General features: G+C 41.2%; 17 protein-coding genes and 5 tRNA genes. 17 read left to right on the top strand and 5 right to left on the bottom strand.

The annotated features are described in order from the left end of the window. Positions 1-66 precede the first annotated feature (66 nt). The 3 genes from C9J40_RS19095 to lolB are packed head-to-tail and all read right to left on the bottom strand — an operon-like array spanning position 67 to position 2558. The gene (locus tag C9J40_RS19095; RefSeq protein WP_005370023.1) at positions 67-1014 is read right to left on the bottom strand and encodes a ribose-phosphate pyrophosphokinase; all 948 of its coding nucleotides are present in this window, start codon (positions 1012-1014) and stop codon (positions 67-69) included. Positions 1015-1046: 32 nt separating this feature from the next. Then, positions 1047-1925, bottom strand: coding sequence for a 4-(cytidine 5'-diphospho)-2-C-methyl-D-erythritol kinase (gene ispE / locus C9J40_RS19090; RefSeq protein ID WP_107205382.1), 879 nt, complete (start codon positions 1923-1925; stop codon positions 1047-1049). A 42-nt stretch (positions 1926-1967) separates the two neighbouring features. After that, positions 1968-2558 carry a lipoprotein insertase outer membrane protein LolB gene (gene lolB / locus C9J40_RS19085; protein WP_107205383.1) on the bottom strand — a complete coding sequence of 197 codons (591 nt, stop codon included), beginning with the start codon at positions 2556-2558 and terminating at the stop codon, positions 1968-1970. A gap of 214 nt (positions 2559-2772) precedes the next feature. On the opposite strand from lolB, the gene hemA reads away from it, so the two are divergent. The 7 genes from hemA (at position 2773) to C9J40_RS19050 (ending at position 9666) form a co-directional block, all read left to right on the top strand. Next, positions 2773-4035: a glutamyl-tRNA reductase gene (gene hemA, locus C9J40_RS19080; RefSeq protein ID WP_107205384.1), complete on the top strand. Its 1263-nt coding sequence runs from the start codon at positions 2773-2775 to the stop codon at positions 4033-4035. A gap of 43 nt (positions 4036-4078) precedes the next feature. Continuing rightward, positions 4079-5167, top strand: a complete 1089-nt coding sequence (gene prfA / locus C9J40_RS19075; RefSeq protein WP_107205385.1) for a peptide chain release factor 1 — start codon at positions 4079-4081, stop codon at positions 5165-5167. Continuing rightward, the gene (prmC, locus tag C9J40_RS19070) at positions 5167-6021 is read left to right on the top strand and encodes a peptide chain release factor N(5)-glutamine methyltransferase (RefSeq protein WP_107205386.1); all 855 of its coding nucleotides are present in this window, start codon (positions 5167-5169) and stop codon (positions 6019-6021) included. The genes prfA and prmC overlap by 1 nt, the downstream gene beginning before the upstream one ends. A gap of 2 nt (positions 6022-6023) precedes the next feature. Further along, entirely contained in the window at positions 6024-6404 is a 381-nt protein-coding gene (locus C9J40_RS19065; RefSeq protein ID WP_107205387.1) for a SirB2 family protein, read from the top strand. A gap of 13 nt (positions 6405-6417) precedes the next feature. After that, entirely contained in the window at positions 6418-7227 is an 810-nt protein-coding gene (locus C9J40_RS19060) for a SirB1 family protein (RefSeq protein ID WP_039872581.1), read from the top strand. Positions 7228-7242: 15 nt separating this feature from the next. Continuing rightward, positions 7243-8097, top strand: coding sequence for a 3-deoxy-8-phosphooctulonate synthase (kdsA, locus tag C9J40_RS19055; protein WP_005369997.1), 855 nt, complete (start codon positions 7243-7245; stop codon positions 8095-8097). 309 nt (positions 8098-8406) lie between these two features. After that, positions 8407-9666 carry an aromatic amino acid transport family protein gene (locus tag C9J40_RS19050; RefSeq protein ID WP_199188130.1) on the top strand — a complete coding sequence of 420 codons (1260 nt, stop codon included), beginning with the start codon at positions 8407-8409 and terminating at the stop codon, positions 9664-9666. A gap of 90 nt (positions 9667-9756) precedes the next feature. On the opposite strand, the gene C9J40_RS19045 is transcribed toward C9J40_RS19050, so the two are convergent. Then, entirely contained in the window at positions 9757-11640 is a 1884-nt protein-coding gene (locus C9J40_RS19045; protein WP_107205389.1) for a methyl-accepting chemotaxis protein, read from the bottom strand. A 300-nt stretch (positions 11641-11940) separates the two neighbouring features. On the opposite strand from C9J40_RS19045, the gene C9J40_RS19040 reads away from it, so the two are divergent. The 5 genes from C9J40_RS19040 (at position 11941) to C9J40_RS19020 (ending at position 17662) form a co-directional block, all read left to right on the top strand. Then, positions 11941-13299, top strand: a complete 1359-nt coding sequence (locus tag C9J40_RS19040; protein WP_107205390.1) for a Na+/H+ antiporter NhaC family protein — start codon at positions 11941-11943, stop codon at positions 13297-13299. A gap of 309 nt (positions 13300-13608) precedes the next feature. Continuing rightward, positions 13609-15282 (top strand): bifunctional UDP-sugar hydrolase/5'-nucleotidase UshA, encoded by a 1674-nt coding sequence (ushA, locus tag C9J40_RS19035; protein ID WP_107247681.1) that lies wholly within the window; start codon positions 13609-13611, stop codon positions 15280-15282. A gap of 210 nt (positions 15283-15492) precedes the next feature. Next, a complete protein-coding gene (gene ybaK / locus C9J40_RS19030; RefSeq protein ID WP_006646632.1) occupies positions 15493-15972 on the top strand; it encodes a Cys-tRNA(Pro) deacylase in 480 nt (159 codons plus the stop codon). Positions 15973-15996: 24 nt separating this feature from the next. Continuing rightward, positions 15997-16914 (top strand): LysR family transcriptional regulator, encoded by a 918-nt coding sequence (locus C9J40_RS19025; RefSeq protein ID WP_107247680.1) that lies wholly within the window; start codon positions 15997-15999, stop codon positions 16912-16914. Between the two features lie 133 nt (positions 16915-17047). Beyond that, complete coding sequence (locus C9J40_RS19020) at positions 17048-17662, top strand: LysE family translocator (protein WP_107205393.1); 615 nt, start codon at positions 17048-17050, stop codon at positions 17660-17662. 52 nt (positions 17663-17714) lie between these two features. Here C9J40_RS19020 and smrA read toward each other — a convergent pair whose 3' ends face one another. After that, positions 17715-18299, bottom strand: a complete 585-nt coding sequence (gene smrA, locus C9J40_RS19015; RefSeq protein WP_105060798.1) for a DNA endonuclease SmrA — start codon at positions 18297-18299, stop codon at positions 17715-17717. Between the two features lie 422 nt (positions 18300-18721). Between smrA and C9J40_RS19010 the strand changes: the two genes are divergently transcribed. The 5 genes from C9J40_RS19010 (at position 18722) to C9J40_RS18990 (ending at position 19830) form a co-directional block, all read left to right on the top strand. Next, positions 18722-18798: transfer RNA gene (locus C9J40_RS19010), tRNA-Pro, on the top strand. A 182-nt stretch (positions 18799-18980) separates the two neighbouring features. Further along, positions 18981-19057: transfer RNA gene (locus C9J40_RS19005), tRNA-Pro, on the top strand. A gap of 181 nt (positions 19058-19238) precedes the next feature. Further along, positions 19239-19315: transfer RNA gene (locus C9J40_RS19000), tRNA-Pro, on the top strand. A 320-nt stretch (positions 19316-19635) separates the two neighbouring features. Next, a tRNA-Pro gene (locus C9J40_RS18995) sits at positions 19636-19712 on the top strand. A 41-nt stretch (positions 19713-19753) separates the two neighbouring features. Then, positions 19754-19830, top strand: a tRNA-Pro gene (locus tag C9J40_RS18990). Positions 19831-19943 lie beyond the last annotated feature (113 nt).

The following is a 19943-nucleotide window of genomic DNA, read 5'->3' as shown; positions in this document are numbered from 1 at the left end:
CTCGCTATTGCGAGGCGTTAAATATCTTATTCGGTTAAATTAAGGCAACCTAACCGAGTGAGCAAATTAGTGCTCAAACATTGCTGAAATTGATTCTTCGTTGCTAATGCGGCGAATAGCTTCAGCTAGCATACCTGACAGTGTTAATACTGATACTTTACCCGTCGCTTCAATTTCTTTTGTTAGCGTAATTGAGTCTGTAACGATAATTTCATCGATAACAGATTCACGGATATTCTCTAGTGCACTACCTGAAAATACTGGGTGAGTAGCGTATGCAAATACACGTTTTGCACCACGCTCTTTTAGCGCTTCTGCTGCTTTACATAGGGTACCGCCTGTATCGATCATGTCATCAACGATGATACAGTCACGACCTTCAACGTCACCGATTAGGTGCATGACTTGAGATACGTTTGCACGTGGACGACGCTTATCGATGATAGCGATATCTGTGTCATCAAGTAGTTTTGCAATAGCACGAGCACGGACAACACCACCGATGTCTGGTGATACCACAACAGGATCTTGAAGATCTTTGGCTAGCATGTCTTCTAGAAGAACTGGGCTACCAAATACGTTATCTACAGGAACATCGAAGAAGCCTTGGATTTGCTCAGCGTGTAGGTCAACAGTAAGAACACGGTCAACACCCACATTAGAAAGGAAATCAGCAACTACTTTTGCAGTGATTGGTACACGAGCAGAGCGAACGCGGCGATCTTGGCGAGCATAACCAAAGTATGGAATTACTGCTGTAATACGGCCAGCTGAAGCGCGGCGTAGTGCATCGATCATAACAACCAGTTCCATTAGGTTGTCGTTCGTTGGTGCACAAGTTGATTGGATAATGAATACGTCGCTACCACGTACGTTTTCATTAATCTGTACACATACTTCACCATCGGAGAAACGGTTAACCGTTGCATCTCCCAATGAAATATAAAGACGATCAGCGATGCGTTGGGCTAGTTCTGGTGTTGCGTTACCAGCAAACAGCTTCATATCAGGCACGGTGTAAACCTCAGGTTGCGTCCAAGTTGTAATTACTGACAATCCGTAGAATGTGCGGCTAAGGTTGTCATAAGAGGAGACGTGTTGACACCTTTTGCGACAAATCCGTGGAGCCAGTCAGGTAAAATTTTCAAAATTGCGTTGGCTTCTTCCTGCGTATTAAACTCTGAAAATACACAAGCGCCAGTGCCGGTCAATCTTGATGGCGCGTATTCTAACAGCCACGAAAGCGCCTGATCAACCTCGGGATTAAGACTTCTTACAATTTTCTCGCAATCGTTTTCGTAAACTCCACGTAACAGTGCATCTAGGCTACGTTTTTTAGTATTACGCGGAAGTTCTGGATGGGTGAAAATATCGACAGTTGCAATGCTAATATCAGGCTTTGCGATTAAAAACCATTTTTCTTGCGGTTCTGCCGGTTGCAGTTTTTCACCAATACCTTCGGCAAATGCGCTAGTACCACGGACAAAAACAGGGACATCAGCACCTAATTTAAGACCAATATCTGCTAATTCATCAACCGATAGCTGGGTTTGCCAAAGATGATTGAGGGCGACTAATGCTGTGGCTGCATTAGAGGAGCCACCACCAAGACCACCTCCCATAGGAAGGATCTTATCAATATGAATATCGGCTCCTAAGTCACAATGTGAGGCTTGACGAAGTGCATTTGCAGCGCGATAAATCAGGTTATCTTCGGTTTTAACTCCTTCAATTGCAGGCGTTAAATTAATTTGGTTATCACGACGTGGCGTGATGGTTAAAGTATCGCCATAATCGACAAACTGAAACAGCGTCTGTAAATCATGGTAGCCATTTGGACGTTGGCCTGTAATGTATAAAAATAAATTCAGTTTTGCTGGCGCTGGCCATTGGCTCGCGACACCAAAAGGGATGTATTGACTCATGCAATGCTCGTCTATTTTGAGTAATCGAAAATGCTTTGCTGTTTAATTTGCTAACCAGTTAGAGATTTTTATTTTAATTTTGAGTTTGCCTTGGTTTAGTACCATTTGTGTGGGTAAGGCAGGGCTTTGATCATTATACGTGTTGTAGTGCATTTCCCATACTTGACCATCAATCTCTTTGGCGAGATAAGCGACTTGATCATTTTTGTTTAGCTGATAAGTATCAGCAGCCGTCGGTAAACCAATTAGCCAATCGCGCATTTGTGATAGGGGTAATTCGATTCCTGTTAATTGCTTCACTAATTGCGCAGCATCAGTGCCATGATAGGTTTTACCATCAGGATCGATGAGTGTTACGTTGCCTGGCTCTGCATTGAGATTAAGGACGGTTTTGTACATTTTTGTTAAGATTAACTGGTATTTATCAGCATGATTTTTCCAGTTAAAGGTGAGAGATATGCGTTGCTCAGGGCTTAAATAGCCAAACACACCTTTCGCTTGATAATCGGTGAGGTGTTTTAATTGGGCTTGATGGATTTCCCAATCGACTTTTGCGGTGCTTTTGGGCGTTTGCGCACAGCCAGATAATAAGGAAAATGTAATAGCAATAAAGGCTAAATTACGTAATCTCATGATGAAAGCTCGTAATAAGAATGAGCAAAAACAATAACGATTATTTTAATTAAAGCCAAATATTAAGCAAAAATAAGGGGTAAATTAGGCAAATAAGGCAATAAAAATGCAGTCATTATTGATTGATTACGTCAGCTACCTTTTATTAAGTCAGGGCATCAAGTAAAATCCCCTCCTTAGATTTTTTCACTGGCGAAGTGGGTACACCGTCTCCATGACCTTGCTTGCATTAGGAATCAACCATAAAACAGCTTCTGTTGATTTACGCGAAAAAGTAGCTTTTTCTCCTGAAAAGCTATCTTTGGCGTTGCAGCAGCTGAAAAACCACCCTGAGGTATTAAGTGGGGTTATAGTATCTACCTGTAACCGTACTGAAGTTTACTGTGAGATTTCACAGTCAGGGCCGGGTGTGATCATTGACTGGTTGACCAAATTTCATCAGATCACAGCCGAAGAACTGATGCCAAGCCTGTACTTTCATGAAGAGCAAGCGGCAGCACGTCATTTAATGCGTGTTGCTTGTGGCCTTGATTCGTTAGTATTGGGCGAGCCGCAAATCCTAGGACAGGTGAAGCAGTCTTATTCGGAATCAAAAGACAACGAAGCAGTAGGTGGCACCTTAGAAAAGCTGTTTCAAAAAACCTTTACAGTAGCGAAACGCGTACGTACTGAAACGGACATTGGCGGCAATGCTGTCTCTGTAGCTTATGCGGCGTGTTCTTTAGCGCGACAAATTTTTGAGTCTTTATCGGGTGCTACTATTTTACTTGTTGGTGCAGGCGAAACAATTGAACTTGTTTCTCGCCATGTCGTTGAACAAGGTTGTAATAGTTTGATTGTTGCTAACCGTACGCGTGAGAGAGCAGAAGGCATTGCACAAGAGTTTGGTGCTGAAGTGATCAGTCTTGAAGAAATTCCTGATCACCTCCATCGCGCTGATATTGTTATTAGTTCAACCGCAAGCCCATTGCCGATTGTTGGTAAAGGGATGGTTGAAATGGCATTAAAACAACGTCGTCATCAACCTATGCTGTTGGTGGATATTGCTGTGCCTAGAGATATAGAACAACAAGTTGGCGAATTGAACGATGCTTACTTATATTCTGTTGATGATCTTCACTCGATTGTAGAGAAGAACCGTGAGCAGCGTAAGGTCGCAGCGATTCAAGCTGAAGCCATTATAAGTGAAGAAAGCGCTGTGTTTATGCAGTGGTTACGCTCACTTGAAGCAGTTGATAGTATTCGAGATTATCGTCAATTTGCCGAACAAATTAAACAGGAGCTACTACAGCGTAGTCTCCAAGCCATTGCTAATGGTACCGAGCCTGAAAAGGCGTTAGCAGAGCTCAGTAACAAACTTACCAATAAGCTTATCCATGCACCAACCAAGGCTATGCAGCAGGTCGCAAAAAATGGCGAATCTGAAAAATTAGCTGTGATTCGTGAAGCACTCGGTCTGGATTCCTATAACGATTAGTAGTTGATCGCCTTTGGCTTTCGCTCAGCACTATTAGAAGATTATGAAGCAATCAATTTTAGTTAAATTAGAAACTCTTGTTGAACGTTACGAAGAAGTTCAACATCTCCTCGGTGATCCAAGTGTTCTTGCGGATCAAAACCGCTTTCGTGCGTTATCAAAAGAATATTCTCAGCTAGAAGAAGTGACTAAGTGTTTTCAAGCTTACCAACAAGCAAAAGAAGATTTAGTGGCTGCTGAAGAAATGGCGCAGGAAGACGATGCAGAAATGCGTGAAATGGCACAAGAAGAGATCAAAGAAGCCAAAGCTGAAATTGAACGCTTAGCTGATGAACTTCAGGTGCTATTGATTCCTAAAGATCCTAACGATGATCGTAACTGTTTTGTCGAAATCCGCGCAGGTGCGGGTGGTGATGAAGCGGGTATCTTTGCGGGTGATCTTTTCCGTATGTACAGCAAATATGCAGAACGTCGTGGCTGGCGTATTGAGATCATCAATGAAAACCGCTCAGAACAAGGCGGTTATAAAGAGATGATCGCAAAAGTGAACGGCGATGGTGCTTACGGTATTTTGAAATTTGAGTCAGGCGGTCACCGCGTTCAGCGTGTTCCTGCAACAGAATCTCAAGGTCGTGTACATACTTCAGCTTGTACTGTTGCGGTATTACCTGAAATTCCAGAAGCGGAAATTCCAGAAATCAATGCTGGCGATTTACGTATTGATACCTTCCGTTCATCAGGTGCGGGTGGTCAGCACGTTAACACCACCGATTCTGCAATCCGTATTACTCACTTACCAACAGGTATTGTTGTTGAGTGTCAGGATGAGCGCTCACAGCATAAAAACAAAGCAAAAGCGATGTCGGTACTTGCTGCTCGTATTATCAAAGCAGAAGAAGAGAAACGTCATGCTGAAGAAGCGAGCACACGTCGTAACCTACTAGGTTCAGGTGATCGTTCTGATCGTATTCGTACTTACAACTACCCACAAGGTCGTGTTTCTGATCACCGTATTACACTGACACTTTACCGCTTAAATGAAGTGATGGAAGGTGATTTAGATGCATTGATCCAACCGGTATTTACTGAATACCAGGCGGATCAGTTAGCTGCGATGTCTGAGCAAAACTAATGCCTCAAAGCATTGAATATTTGCTAAAGCAAACCACTGAACAACTAGCAAGTGCGGGCTCTGAGAGTCCGCAACTTGATAGCGTTGTTTTGCTATGTCATGCGCTTGATAAGCCACGCAGTTATTTATTAACGTGGCCTGAAAAGCAACTAGATGATGAGCAATATAATTTTTTTCAGCAGTTACTTGCACGCCGCCGAAATGGTGAGCCTATCGCATATATTGTTGGTGAGCGTGAATTTTGGTCACTGCCATTAAAAGTCTCACCTTCAACCTTGATCCCACGTCCTGATACTGAGCGTTTGGTTGAACTTGCATTAGATAAAATCACCAGCGCTACTACCAAAGTATTGGATTTAGGAACAGGAACCGGTGCGATTGCACTGGCGATTGCTTCTGAGTGTCCAAGTCTTCAGGTTACAGGCATTGACTTACGTCAAGAAGCGGCTGAGCTTGCGCATGAAAATAGCCAACGTTTATCAATATTAAATACCCGATTTTTAGCGGGAAGTTGGTATTCACCATTACAAGACAATGATGTGTTTGAGCTAATTGTGAGTAATCCGCCTTACATTGATCAGGCCGATCCCCATTTAGTTCAAGGCGATGTCCGCTTTGAACCAAAGAGTGCATTAGTTGCTGATGATAATGGCTTAGCTGATATCCGTATTATTAGCGCGCAAGGACGCAAACACTTAACAGTAGGTGGTTGGTTGTTAATGGAGCATGGCTTCGAACAAGGTTCGGCTGTAAGAACTATTTTAGAACAGTTGGGTTATCAACAAGTATCTACCAGTCAAGACTATGCAGGGCTCGATCGTGTCACGATGGGCTGCTGGCAAGGAGAATTATAATTATGTATATGGCAATGAAACATCTTCATTTAGTGGCAATCGCACTCAGTGTTTTACTGTTTGTGACTCGCTACATCATGATGATGGCAAACTCATCACTTTTAAATAAAAAGTTTTTCAAGATCACTCCCCATATTGTTGACACTGTGCTTTTAGCAAGTGGTGTGGCATTAATTTTTATTACAGGATTTATGCCTTTTACGGCTGGTAATAGTTGGTTAACTGAAAAGTTAACTTGTGTACTCGCTTACATCGCCCTTGGTTATGTCACACTGCATATGGGTAAAAATAAAGTCTTTAAGACATTTGCCTTTTTAGGCGCATTGGGCTGGGTATTTCTGGCTGCGCAATTGGCGGTAACGAAAACGCCAATTTTAGGTTAAGTTAGGTTATATCATGATGCTGTTTAATGAAGACGAATTAAATTCGCGGCCATTAGTTTATGGTGCTATTGATATGATGAAGGACATCGTGCCTGAATTTCCAACCCAGTGGGTGGAGTTAAAGTTATCTCAATTAGCGCAGGAAGCTGAGCAAACATTAATGGAAGAAGTTAATCCTCGTTTACGGTTAGAGGGGCTGTTACGCCTTTTTTATCGTGAATGGGGCTTTCAAGGCGATCACCAACAATACTTTTCGTCAGATAATGCATTCTTAGATAAAGTACTGGAGCGTCGAAAGGGGATCCCTGTCAGCCTTGGTGCTTTATTTCTTTATTTATCTCAGCACCTTGATCTGCCGATTGAAAGCGTAGGCTTTCCGACCCAGTTTCTATTAAAAGCGACATGGTCTGAAAGCGATGTTCAGTATATTAACCCCTTTGATGGTGAATTTGTTAGCACGCATATATTACGTAGCTGGTTGATTGGTCACCGTGGTCCATTTACTGAACTTAAACCTGAATACCTTAAAACACAGCAGAATCATGAAATTTTAACGCGTTGGTTAACGGTTATGAAAAGTGCACTTCTTCGTGAAGAGCATTTTACGGATGCTTTACGTTGTAGTGATCTTGCGCTGGTATTTAGCCCAGGCGATCCCCATGAGATCCGTGACCGAGGCTATATTTATCAACAGCTTGATTGTAATCACGCTGCAGCGATGGATTACTCATACTTTATTGAGCAATGCCCAGAAGATCCAGCCGCTGATTTACTTAAAACTCAAGTAGAGACGCTCTTTGATGAGCCTCTGATTCTACACTAGAAGAGAACAACAAATATGATGGAACAAAAAACTGTTCGCATTGGCGATATTGATGTTGCAAATGATAAGCCATTTGTTTTATTTGGTGGCATGAATGTGCTTGAGTCTCGCGACTTAGCGATGCAAATGTGTGAGCACTACGTGAAGGTCACTGAGAAATTAGGTATTCCTTACGTATTTAAAGCTTCTTTTGATAAAGCTAACCGTTCATCTGTTCATTCATACCGTGGTCCTGGTATGGAAGAAGGTTTAAAAATCTTTCAAGAGCTAAAAGATACGTTTGGTGTGAAAATTATCACTGATATTCACGAGAAAGAGCAGGCACAACCTGTTGCTGATGTGGTTGATGTGATTCAGCTTCCAGCGTTTCTGGCTCGTCAAACTGATCTTGTTGAAGCAATGGCAAAAACAGGCGCTGTGATTAATGTGAAAAAACCACAGTTCATGAGCCCTGGTCAAGTCGGTAACATTGTTGAGAAATTCGCTGAGTGTGATAATCACAATGTGATCTTATGTGAGCGTGGTGTATTGCACGGTTACGATAACTTAGTGGTTGATATGCTTGGTTTTGATGTAATGAAAAAAGCATCAAAGGGTAGCCCAATCATCTTTGATGTGACACATGCGCTGCAGTGTCGTGATCCACTAGGTGCGGCTTCTGGTGGTCGTCGTGAGCAAACCGTTGATCTAGCTCGCTCTGGTATTGCAACGGGTATTGCGGGCCTATTTATGGAAGCACACCCAACGCCAGATCTCGCGCTTTGTGATGGTCCATCAGCATTCCCACTCGATAAGCTAGAACCGTTTTTAGCACAAATTAAACAGCTTGATGATTTGATTAAGAGCTTTGCTCCAATTGAAGTGAACTAAGTCTTTCATTTAGATTTTAAAGCCCAGTGAGTATAAATCACTGGGCTTTTTTATTGCCGATAACGAACTGAATGATTATTTTGTGTGATAAATATTCAATATATGAAAAGTTAATATACCTACAAAAACGATATTTAATTCTTATTTCTTGAGTTATATGTGAAGTTATATATCGTTATTTGTTAGTATTGCAGTTCTTATGCTTATTGGGTATTAGGCATTCAGTGTGATCTGTGTCTCGCTTGTTTTGAAACTTAAAGCTCGTAGTTTCATACTTGTAGCCGATTTTATTTGGTTAGAGAGTTACTTGTGTCATTAACAACAATCCAAGCGAACCCCGAAAAAGAGAGCACAGCACATCCTTCTAAATGGACACAGCATGACACCCGTTGGATGTTAAGTTTGTTTGGCACATCGGTCGGGGCGGGTATTTTATTTTTACCTATCAATATCGGCTCAGGTGGATTCTGGTCACTGGTTATAATGGCATTATTAGCAGGACCTATGACATTTTGGGCTCATCGTGGATTAGCGCGTTTTGTTTTATCATCATCTTCTGACGCTGATTTTACCGATGTAGTTGAAGAGCATTTTGGTTCCCGTTACGGACGCTTAATTTCAGCCCTGTATTTTCTTTCTATCTTTCCGATTTTACTCATTTATGGTGTCGGCCTAACCAATACCGTTGATAGTTTTATTGTCCATCAATTAGGCTGGCAAGCGCCGTCACGGGTGTTGTTATCAGGCGGATTAGTCTTCTTGATGATAACTGTGATGCTTGCGGGTGAAAAAGCGATGCTTAAAGCGTTTGAAGTGATTGTCTACCCACTGGCATTTATTCTGGCGGGCATTTCTATTTACCTGATCCCAAGCTGGCATGTACCTAATCTTAACTTCTCTCAAAGTATCACTGAATTTAGCTCATCGTTATGGTTATCAATACCGGTTGTTGTTTTTGCTTTTAGTTATACGCCTGTCGTTTCTGGCTTTGTGAATGCTCAACGTCGTCAGTATGGCGATCATGCACATCGAAAATCAGAAACAATCTTAAAGCGTACCTCAATGATGTTGATTACTTTTGTTTTGTTCTTTGTGTTCTCTTGCGTGCTAAGTTTATCCCCTGAGCAGTTACAGCATGCAAAAATGGATAACGTGTCAGTGTTATCTTATTTAGCGAACGTTAAAGACAGTCACTTTATTATGTTGCTAGGCCCTTTAATTGCTTTTATTGCAATTACGTCATCGTTTTTAGGGCACTTTATGGGCGCACGTGAAAGCTTCAATGGCATTGTAGCGAAACAAACATCACTGCCATTAAAAACCATCGACAAGGTTGGGGTAGTGATCATGTTCTTCTCTATTTGGTTTGCTGCTGTTATGAACCCAAGTATTTTAGGGATGATGGAAGCGTTATCAGGCCCTGTGATTGCGATGATACTTTTTATTATGCCAATGCTTGCGGTATATCGAATTGAAAGTCTGAAAATGTACCGAGGTAAAATCAGTACTTGGTTTATTTTATTGATGGGATGTTTAGCAGTCGCGGCGATTATTTTTAGCTTAGTGTAAACATTTACTTGATAGCTGGTTTAAATTGGTTTCTAAAATAAAGGCTTGCGTTATACGCAAGCCTTTTTGTTTATTTATCAGTATCAGGCCTTATAATTTAAAGCGGTTGATTTCTTGCTGCAGTTCATAAGAGAGCTCTGATAATTCAGCGGCTTGTTTTGCAGCTTCATTAGCTTCAACAGCCAACTCGTTTGAAACATCACGGATCCCTTCGGTATTGCGCGTGATCTCTGATGTCACTGATGATTGCTCTTCGGCAGCAGAGGCTATTTGGGTTGCCATATCATTGATGTTATTAACAGCATTGGTAATTTGCGCCAAACTAGCAGAAGCAGAGCTTGCATCATCAACACTGGTTTCAGATAGGTGACGACTATCTTCCATTATCCCAACCGCTTGCCCTGTGGTTTGTTGTAGCGTTTCAATCATTTGCTGAATTTCTTGGGTCGAGGCATGGGTACGTTGACTTAATACTCGTACTTCATCTGCAACAACCGCAAATCCACGACCTTGTTCGCCAGCACGTGCAGCTTCAATCGCGGCGTTTAATGCCAGCAAGTTAGTTTGCTCTGCAATGCCTTGGATAGTTGAAAGAATCGTATTGATACTTTGGGCATGGCTATTAAGATCGCTAATCACTGTCGTTGCCGTTTCAACTTCTTGCGCCAAACTAGAAATAGATTGTTGGCTTTGATTGACCTGAGTAGCACCATGATTAGATGCCATCACAGTTTCTTCTGCTGTTCGTGCTGTATTCTCAGCGTTAGAGGCAATTTCTTTGGTTGCCGCTGCCATTTCGTTAATAGCAGTTGCGACCATATTGATTTCATCTTGTTGATGCTGGATACGGGTACTACGTTCTTCTGCTTGGGTTGCCGTTAAATGTGACTGTTGACTGAGAGATTGAGATACATGGTTTAAACGTGCCACCATTTGATGCATGTTGCCAACAAACTGGTTGAAGTTATTGGCGAGTTGGCCCACTTCATCATTGCTCTTTGGCTCAATACGTTGAGTTAGATCGCCTTCACCACTGGCGATTTCTGCCAGCGCGTTTGATACGCGATCTAAATCGCGGAACAAGAAGTTAACTAACCATGCCACTGTAGTAATGACTAACAGTGCAATAACCGCAGCGGTAAGAAGGAGCTTATAAAGCAATGCTTTATGGCTGGCTTCCTCGGTTTTTTTATCCATGTTGAGTGCTAATATCCAGTCAGTATGAGGGATGTTAGCAAAATAAAGTAGTTTAGGCTGATCGTTAATGGTCAGGTTAGTCAGTGCATTATTATGAATTTGCTGCTCAATATAATTAATAGAAAGCGCGTTGCTATAACGTGAAATAGGTTGTAGCAATAGCTGCTGATCGGGGTGAGCGATAAATGTGGCGTCTTTTTTATTGATCAACATAGCAAATGCATTTTGACCAACATTCAAATTGACGATGTCGTCGATTAATTGGGTGATCAATATATCAGCGCCGATAACACCGATAAAAGTGGAATTATCATAAACAGGTTTGGCGATGGTCACCATTTTAGCTTTAGTTAAGGTGTCCATATACGGTGACGATATGATGGTTTCATTCGCTTTTTGTGCTTGTTGGTACCAAGGACGGGTACGTGGATCTACCTGAGATAAATCACGTTCAGCAAAAGAGCTAGTGGCGATACCTGCGGTGCTGCCGAAGTAAATATCTTCAAATTGACCCGCTAAACGGGCTTGCTTTAAAGAGGGGATCGTAGCAATGTCAGGATTGTTAATTGTTACTGAGTCAATAATATTGGTACGAATATTTACCCAGTCACCCACACTGCTGCTAACAGCCTCGGTTAGGCTACTTGCTCGAGCGTAAAGATCACGTTTAGCTTGAGTATCAATTTGATTAGCAGAGAGCCAAGTGAGTGCAGTCGCCATCACTAAAACTGCCGATAAACTCGCGACAATAAGTTTTTGTTTTAATGTTAACTGCATTATATATCCCTAAAATCCAGTAAATGTTAGCAGATTTTAGCGGTTGTTTATCATTGATGCACCTTAAATAATGGAATTGTTATTAGTGTTACTGAATTGAGTGATGACCGTTCCATTTTTTGTGCTTTTACTACAAAATAAGCGTTTTTCTTGTCATAAAACACAAGAAATAAACTGAACTTGACTGAATATGTAATTTAGTTACACATCTTTTGGATGTTTAGACGTCTAGATGTTGACACTGTGAGCGCATCCCTTTAGTCTTGGAATGAATGTATAAATAGAACTTTAGTCGTCGCCATGCCAAATATAGATAAAAAAAATCAAACCATTTCACCTTCTGCATTAGCACTCTTACCCTTGGGTATTTTTTTAGCTTTATTCATTGGTGTGGGTACTTACCTTACGATGCAAGGGGTTGATTTTGCTTTTTATCAATTACCTTCACCTGTCGCAGCTTTGCCTGCTGTTGTTGTTGCGATTTTATTAAGTAAAGAAAAACTGAATAAAGCGATAGAGCAATTTATCCGTGGTGTGGGTCATAGTGACATTATCGCAATGTGTATGATTTACCTATTGGCAGGCGCTTTTGCTTCTGTTGCTAAAGCGTCGGGTGGGGTCGATGCAACGGTTAACCTTGGTTTATCACTTATTCCTGCAAGCATGATTTTACCCGGTATCTTTGTGATCTCTGCTTTTATTGCTACTGCAATGGGAACATCTATGGGGACGATTGCAGCAGTAGCCCCCGTCGCATTAGGCATTGCACATGCGTCTGGTATGGATGTCGCATTAACTGCTGGTGTGGTTCTTAGTGGGGCAATGTTTGGTGATAATCTTTCAATTATTTCTGATACCACAATCGCAGCAACGCGATCACAAGGCTGTCAGATGAAAGATAAATTCCGTGAAAACATTAAAATCGCCTTACCTGCTGCAATTGCCGCTATTTTATTATTTGCGTTTAATAGCTCGGTTACACAATTGCCTGAAACAGCACCTATTGAGTGGTTAAAAGTCATTCCTTATATCACTATCTTGGTGCTCGCAGTCTCTGGGGTTAATGTGTTTGTTGTTCTATCTGTCGGTATTTTACTGGCTGGTGGTGTCGGTCTAACATCTGCTGCTGATTATAGTTTTACCAGTTTTGGCAAAGATATTTATGGTGGTTTTAGCAATATGCAGGAAATCTTCCTGCTCTCTATGTTGATTGGTGGTATTAGTGAATTAATGCGCCAACAAGGTGGACTCGCTTTCTTAACTCAAAGTATCAGTCGTGTGATTAATGTATTTAGCAAAAAACATCAGTCATCTGAAAATTTACGGGCGAGTGAGTTTGGTATTGCTAGTCTTGTGAGCTTGACTAACTTATGTACGGCAAATAATACTGTTGCGATTATTGTATCAGGCGGTGTTGCACGTGAACTGGCTGATGAAAATGGGGTTACACCACGTCGTTCCGCGAGTTTACTCGATATTTTCTCGTGTGTAATTCAAGGTGTTTTACCATACGGAGCGCAAGCGTTACTCCTTGGTTCTGTTTTTGAGTTATCACCATTAGATGTTGTTGCGCACTCTTATTACTGTTTCTTCTTAGCTCTTTCTGCCATTGTTGCGATTATGTTGAAACACCCTAGTCGAAAATTGGCGAAAGTATAATGTGATATCTATCACTATAAAGTAGTGTTGAGCATAACTGTTTGAAAAAAGCCCAGTATTTACTGGGCTTTTTTGTGCTTGGGTGTGACATAAACAAGAGTTTTAAAAGACGAAAAGTGATCCTGTTAACAAAAATTTAAAATGGAAAATTCATACGTATTTATTTCGTTACACTGGCGATATTGGTCACATTGTTTCACTTTTACCGACATTTTTTTGTGGTGGAAATGTGACTAATTAATTTTTCCAGTTTTACGAATATTATCTTCGTTTGAAGTCGCCATTAAAAATACAGTTAAGGTGGATACCATGAAGCAACGCCTATTTGCTAAAACAGCATTAAGCGCCGCTCTCGTTGCCGTTCTTTCAGGTTGTGCAACGACAGCGGAAAAAGCCTCATCAGCATGGGATGCTGATACAACTTATAGAATCACGATTCTTCATACCAACGATAACCATGGTCGTTTCTGGCATAACCAGAATGGTGAGTACGGTATGGCTGCCCGAAAGACATTGATTGATGAAATCCGCGCAGAAGTAGAAGAACAAGGTGGTACTAGCTTATTACTTTCTGGCGGTGACATTAACACGGGTGTTCCTGAATCAGATCTACAAGATGCAGAACCTGATTTTAAAGGAATGAATCTGCTTGGCTATGATGCAATGGCATTAGGAAATCATGAATTTGATAACCCATTAGATGTACTACGTAAGCAAGAAGAGTGGGCGAATTTCCCTATGTTGTCGGCTAATATTTACGATAAGACAACAGGTGAGCGCTTATTTCAGCCTTACCAAATTTTTGAAAAGCAAGGGATCAAGATTGCCGTCATTGGTTTGACGACAGAAGATACGGCTAAAATTGGTAATCCTGAATTTATCGGCAATGTAGAGTTTCGCGATCCAAAATCTGAAGCCAAAAAAGTGATCACCGAGCTAGAAAAAACAGAAAAGCCTGATGTGATCATTGCGGCAACGCATATGGGTCACTATGAAGATGGTCATCGTGGTATTAATGCTCCGGGTGATGTTGCGCTTGCACGTTATTTAGATGATGGCGATCTCGATATGATCGTCGGTGGTCACTCGCAAGAGCCTGTCTGTATGGAAGGCCCAAATGTTGCGAAGAAAGATTTTAAACCGGGTGACGAGTGTGTACCTGATCAGCAAAATGGTACATGGATTGTCCAAGCCCACGAGTGGGGTAAGTATGTAGGTCGTGCTGACTTTGAATTTCAGAACGGTGAGCTTTCACTGGTTAGTTACGATTTGATCCCCGTTAACTTGAAGAAAAAAGTTAAGCTAGATGATGGCTCAAGCAAGCGTGTCTTTATTCAAGATGAAATTGTAAAAAACCAAGAAGTGTATAACTTCCTTAAGCCTTACCAAGAGCATGGACAAGAGCAGTTAAACGTTAAGATTGCCAAGTCGAATGGCAAGCTAGAAGGCGATCGTAATGTGGTTCGATTTGAACAAACAAACTTAGGTCGTCTTATTGCTGCGTCACACATGCAACGTGCTAAAGCGGACTTTGCTGTAATGAACTCTGGTGGTGTTCGTGACTCAATTGAAGGCGGCGACATTACTTATAAAGATGTACTCACTGTTCAACCTTTTGGCAATATCGTGACGTACACCGATATGTCAGGTAAAGAAGTTTTAGATTATCTGAATATTGTTGCCACTAAGCCGATAGATTCTGGTGCTTATGCGCAGTTCTACGGTATTTCAATGACGGTTGAAAATGGCAAAGTAAGTGATGTGAAGTTTGCTGGTAAGCCGTTAGATCTGAAAAAGACTTACCGTTTCACTGTACCAAGCTACAACGCAGCTGGTGGTGACGGCTATCCGAAGATCAATGATCATGCAGGCCATGTAAATACGGGGTTTGTTGACGCGGAAGTATTAAAGCAATACTTGGAAACGAATTCACCCATTGATGTAAACAAATTCGCGCCGAAAGGTGAAATTGTTTATAAATAAGCAATATTAATTGCTCGAAAGCGCATCTTATATTTTTATTCGATGCGCTTTTTTGTATTTAAAATCCTTCTTTTGATGGATATAGCCGAAAACTGTCAACTCACGATATAATCATTACAGGTAAACAGATGTTCTTAATTTCTTTAGTTGCTTTTGAGCAATAGGGGGAATTAACCACAGCTGTTTGAATGATAAATAGAGTGAAAAATAATGACTCCAGCGATTCAATTAGCAAAGAAACAAAAAATTTCGTATCAAGTACATCAATATGAACATGATCCAGCCAATAATAATTTTGGTCATGAAGCGGCAGAAGTCTTAGGGCTAGATCCTAATCGCGTATTTAAAACTTTATTATTTGCATTAAATGGCGATCCTAAAAATTTAGCGGTTGCCGTCGTTCCTGTATCTGGCATGTTAGATTTAAAAGCAGCAGCTAAAGCTGCGGGCGGTAAGAAGGCTGAAATGGCCGATCCAAAGCTTGCGGAAAAAGTAACAGGGTACATAGTGGGTGGTATTAGCCCGTTAGGACAAAAAAAACGGCTGCCAACCTTTGTTGATAGCAGCGCAGAAACGTTTGATACTATTTGTGTTAGTGCAGGTCGTCGCGGCTTAGAAATAGAACTTGCGGCAAAAGATTTAGTTAGTTTGACTGGCGGTAAATTTGCCCCGATTGGCAAGGAAGACTAATACCAAGGATAGAGAGCAAAGAGTGTGTCAGTACCTAATTTAAACTTACTTCGAACATTACATGTCTTATTGGATGAGTGCCATGTAACACGTACGGCTGAGCGTTTACACATTACGCAGTCTGCAGTAAGTCGGCAACTGACACAATTACGTGAAATTTTTTCTGATCCTTTGTTTGTGCGTGAGGGAAACCGGTTATTACCGACCCCTCGCGCACTTTCACTACAAGATAAAATTACGTCATTACTTACCGATTGCGATTTGGTATTTGAACCAGAACAGTTCTCGCCGCATCACTGGCGCGGGAAAATAGTCTTGTCATCTTCTGATTATGTCGCGCAATATATCTTTCCTGATATCGTCGAGTTATTAACATTGCACGCGCCTTTGCTTGATGTGAGCTATCAGCTATGGTCACCAAGTTATACTGATCAATTAGCCGATCTTGATATTCAATTAGTCTCGACTATGGCCCCAAAGATACCTACCGGATTATCTGGGATACAGATTGGATCTGATCGTGCAGTGTGCGTGATGAGTACAACGCATCCATTAGCAAATACAAAGGTAGATTTAACGGTACAAGACTTTGTTGCCTACAATCATATTTCTGTTAACGGTGGTGGAGATAAAGACAGTTTCGTTGATGTGGAGTTACGTACTTTAGGTTATCGGCGACATATTCAAACAACAGTGCCATTTTTCGGATCTGCTTTAAGTATTGTATCTCGAACAGAAATGTTTCTTGTTATTCCAGAACATATAGCTGTTACGATGCAAGATTTCTATAATATTGTTTATAAGCCATTACCATTTCCAAGTGTGCTGAATCAGTATTGGCTGCTATGGCACCCTAAATATAACAACGAATTATCCCATCAATGGTTGCGAGAGCATGTGCTAACGTTAATGAAGAACTCTTTGTATTCAATGGGGCAATAAATCATTAACGAACAATGATGTGTTTTTACGACACCGAAAGGTAATGATTTTTTATCATGACCGTAATGATTTCTTTTGATTTCTTCTTATAACGCTTACTTGGTATTTTTTCTACCAATGTAAGGAGAACATCATGACCATCAGTATTTGGCTATCATTATTATTAATTTGTATTTTAGGGGCGATGTCACCAGGACCGAGTCTTGCTGTTGTTGCTAAGCATAGCTTAACCGGTGGGCGTAAACATGGCTTAGTAACGGCTTGGTCTCATGCTTGTGGGGTAGGTTTATACGCATTATTAACATTATTAGGGCTTGCGGTTGTTTTAAAACAATCACCAACAGTCTTTAATCTGATTAGCTATGCAGGAGCTGGCTACTTAGCCTATTTAGGCGTTAATGCGTTGCGTTCTAAAGGCGGCGTTGCAGAAAAACTCGCAGCAGGAAAGCCTTCTTCCCTTCTTCATGCGGCAAGAGATGGTTTAATGATCTCATTATTAAACCCTAAATTAGCGTTATATTTTTTGGCTCTATTTAGTCAGTTTGTTGCGTTGGGTACAGAAACTGGAAGTAAAATTGTTATTGTGGCGACACCACTATTAGTCGATGGATTATGGTACACCTTAGTTGCTTGTGTCTTGTCATACCCTCGAGTATTACAAACGTTAAGATCCCGCGCTGTATTGATTGATCGTCTATCTGGTGTAGTGCTTATTGGACTGGCTTGTCGTGTACTCTGGCTAGTATGATTGTAAAGTCTAAAAGAAAAGAGCGGCAAAACCGCTCTTTATGGTCTTTGAATTATTCACTGCGACGATTTAGATGTCGTTCACGTGTTTCAGCTTTTTTCTCAGGACTTTTCTTTAGCATGACATATAGCGCACCAGTGCCACCATGTTGCCGTTGCGCCGAGTGAAAGCAAAGCACATCAGATATTTGCTCTAGCCATGTTGTGACATAGCTTTTCATTAATGCTGGTGGATTAGCACGCTCACCTTTGCCATGAACTATCATAACGGTGCGAATATCTAAACGTTGTGATTGCTTTAGAAATGCTAATATTTCATCACGGGCTTGTTGTAATGACTTTTTATGAAGATCTAAACGGCCGTGAATATCGTACTTACCTTGACGCATTTTTCTAAATACAGCTTCTTGTACACCATCTCGTTTAAATTCAATCATATCATCAGGTTTTACCATTTTGGCATTATCTAATGATAAGTATTCAGAATCACTTTCAGCGAGACTTTGAGCTGCAATTCGACGAGCTAGTTGAGACTCTGATACCTGATATTTTTGTGAAATGGTCACAGTATCTTGTTTGATTGGCGCAACATCGGCCATCATTTCTTTAAAAAGGTCTAATTCATTATTATCTGGCATAGGACTTTCACTTTAAGTAACCGATGCTATTGATTATACAAGTGTAATAAAATCTTGCCTAGTTGATGGTGAAAGGTAAGAAAATGAAAAAATAACAAGTATAGAAGCAAGTCCTATACTATTTCCAAATAAACGCTCTAATCAAATGTCCATATTATAGCCCTAACATTTAGATATGATGGTGGTTATTTAAGCCATGTGTATTGCCTGTTGTTATGATCTAGAACAGGAGTAAAAAGGCTGTTTCATTGTTGTGGTTATTTGTGCGTTTGAGAGCACTTAAGTTACCGAGAATGCACAAATTTGGTTGCTTGATGAGCAAAAAAATTCGTTACAAAAAAAAATACCGTATAGGGGTTGCTAAAATCAATTTGGCGAGTATTATAAGCGACCTCGACGACGCAGAGCGTTGTTGAATTTGTCGGTGAATAGCGCAGTTTGGTAGCGCATCTGGTTTGGGACCAGAGGGTCGGGGGTTCGAATCCCTCTTCACCGACCACTATTTTAAAAGTAGTGGTTTAATATAACCATTATTTACAGTCGGTGAATGACGTAGCTTGGTAAGCATCCTGTTTTTGGAAATAGCGGACCAGAGGGTCGGAGATTCCTTCTCTATATAGACTCAGCTCTTCACTGACCACAATTAAAAGTAGTAGTTTTAATAAAACTATTATTTACAGTCGGTGAATAGCGCAGTTTGGTAGCGCATCTGGTTTGGGACCAGAGGGTCGGGGGTTCGAATCCCTCTTCACCGACCACTATTAAAAGGTAGTGGTTTCGATAAAACCATTATTTACAGTCGGTGAATGACGTAGCTTGGTAAGCATCCTGTTTTTGGAAATAGCGGACCAGAGGGTCGGAGATTCCTTCTCTATATAGACTCAGCTCTTCACTGACCACAATTTAAAAGTAGTGGTTTAATAAACCATTATTTACAGTCGGTGAATAGCGCAGTTTGGTAGCGCATCTGGTTTGGGACCAGAGGGTCGGGGGTTCGAATCCCTCTTCACCGACCACTATTAAAAGGTAGTGGTTTAATTAACCATTATTTACAGTCGGTGAATAGCGTAGCTCGGTAAGCATCCTGTTTTTGGAAATAGCGGACCAGAGGGTCGGAGATTCCTTCTCCATATAGACTCAGCTCTTCACTGACCATAATTTAAAAGTAGTGGTTTAATAAAACCATTATTTACAGTCGGTGAATGACGTAGCTTGGTAAGCATCCTGTTTTTGGAAATAGCGGACCAGAGGGTCGGAGATTTATTCTCTATATAGACTCAACTCTTCACTGACCACAATTTAAAAGTAGTGGTTTAATATAACCATTATTTACAGTCGGTGAATAGCGCAGTTTGGTAGCGCATCTGGTTTGGGACCAGAGGGTCGGGGGTTCGAATCCCTCTTCACCGACCACTATTTAAAAATAGTGGTTTAATATAACCATTATTTACAGTCGGTGAATAGCGCAGTTTGGTAGCGCATCTGGTTTGGGACCAGAGGGTCGGGGGTTCGAATCCCTCTTCACCGACCACTTATTAGAAGCCTCGTCGAAAGACGGGGCTTTTTTGCATCAGATGTCTTTCATATTTTGTTGAATAGCATGTTTGGTAGAGCATCACAGCTCTAGGTAAATGGCGGACCAGA

It is taken from the genome of Photobacterium sp. GB-72, from assembly GCF_003026095.1.
Lineage (GTDB): Bacteria > Pseudomonadota > Gammaproteobacteria > Enterobacterales > Vibrionaceae > Photobacterium.
The sequence above is the reverse complement of the archived record's forward strand: the minus strand, read 5'-3'. Positions and strand labels throughout refer to the sequence as shown.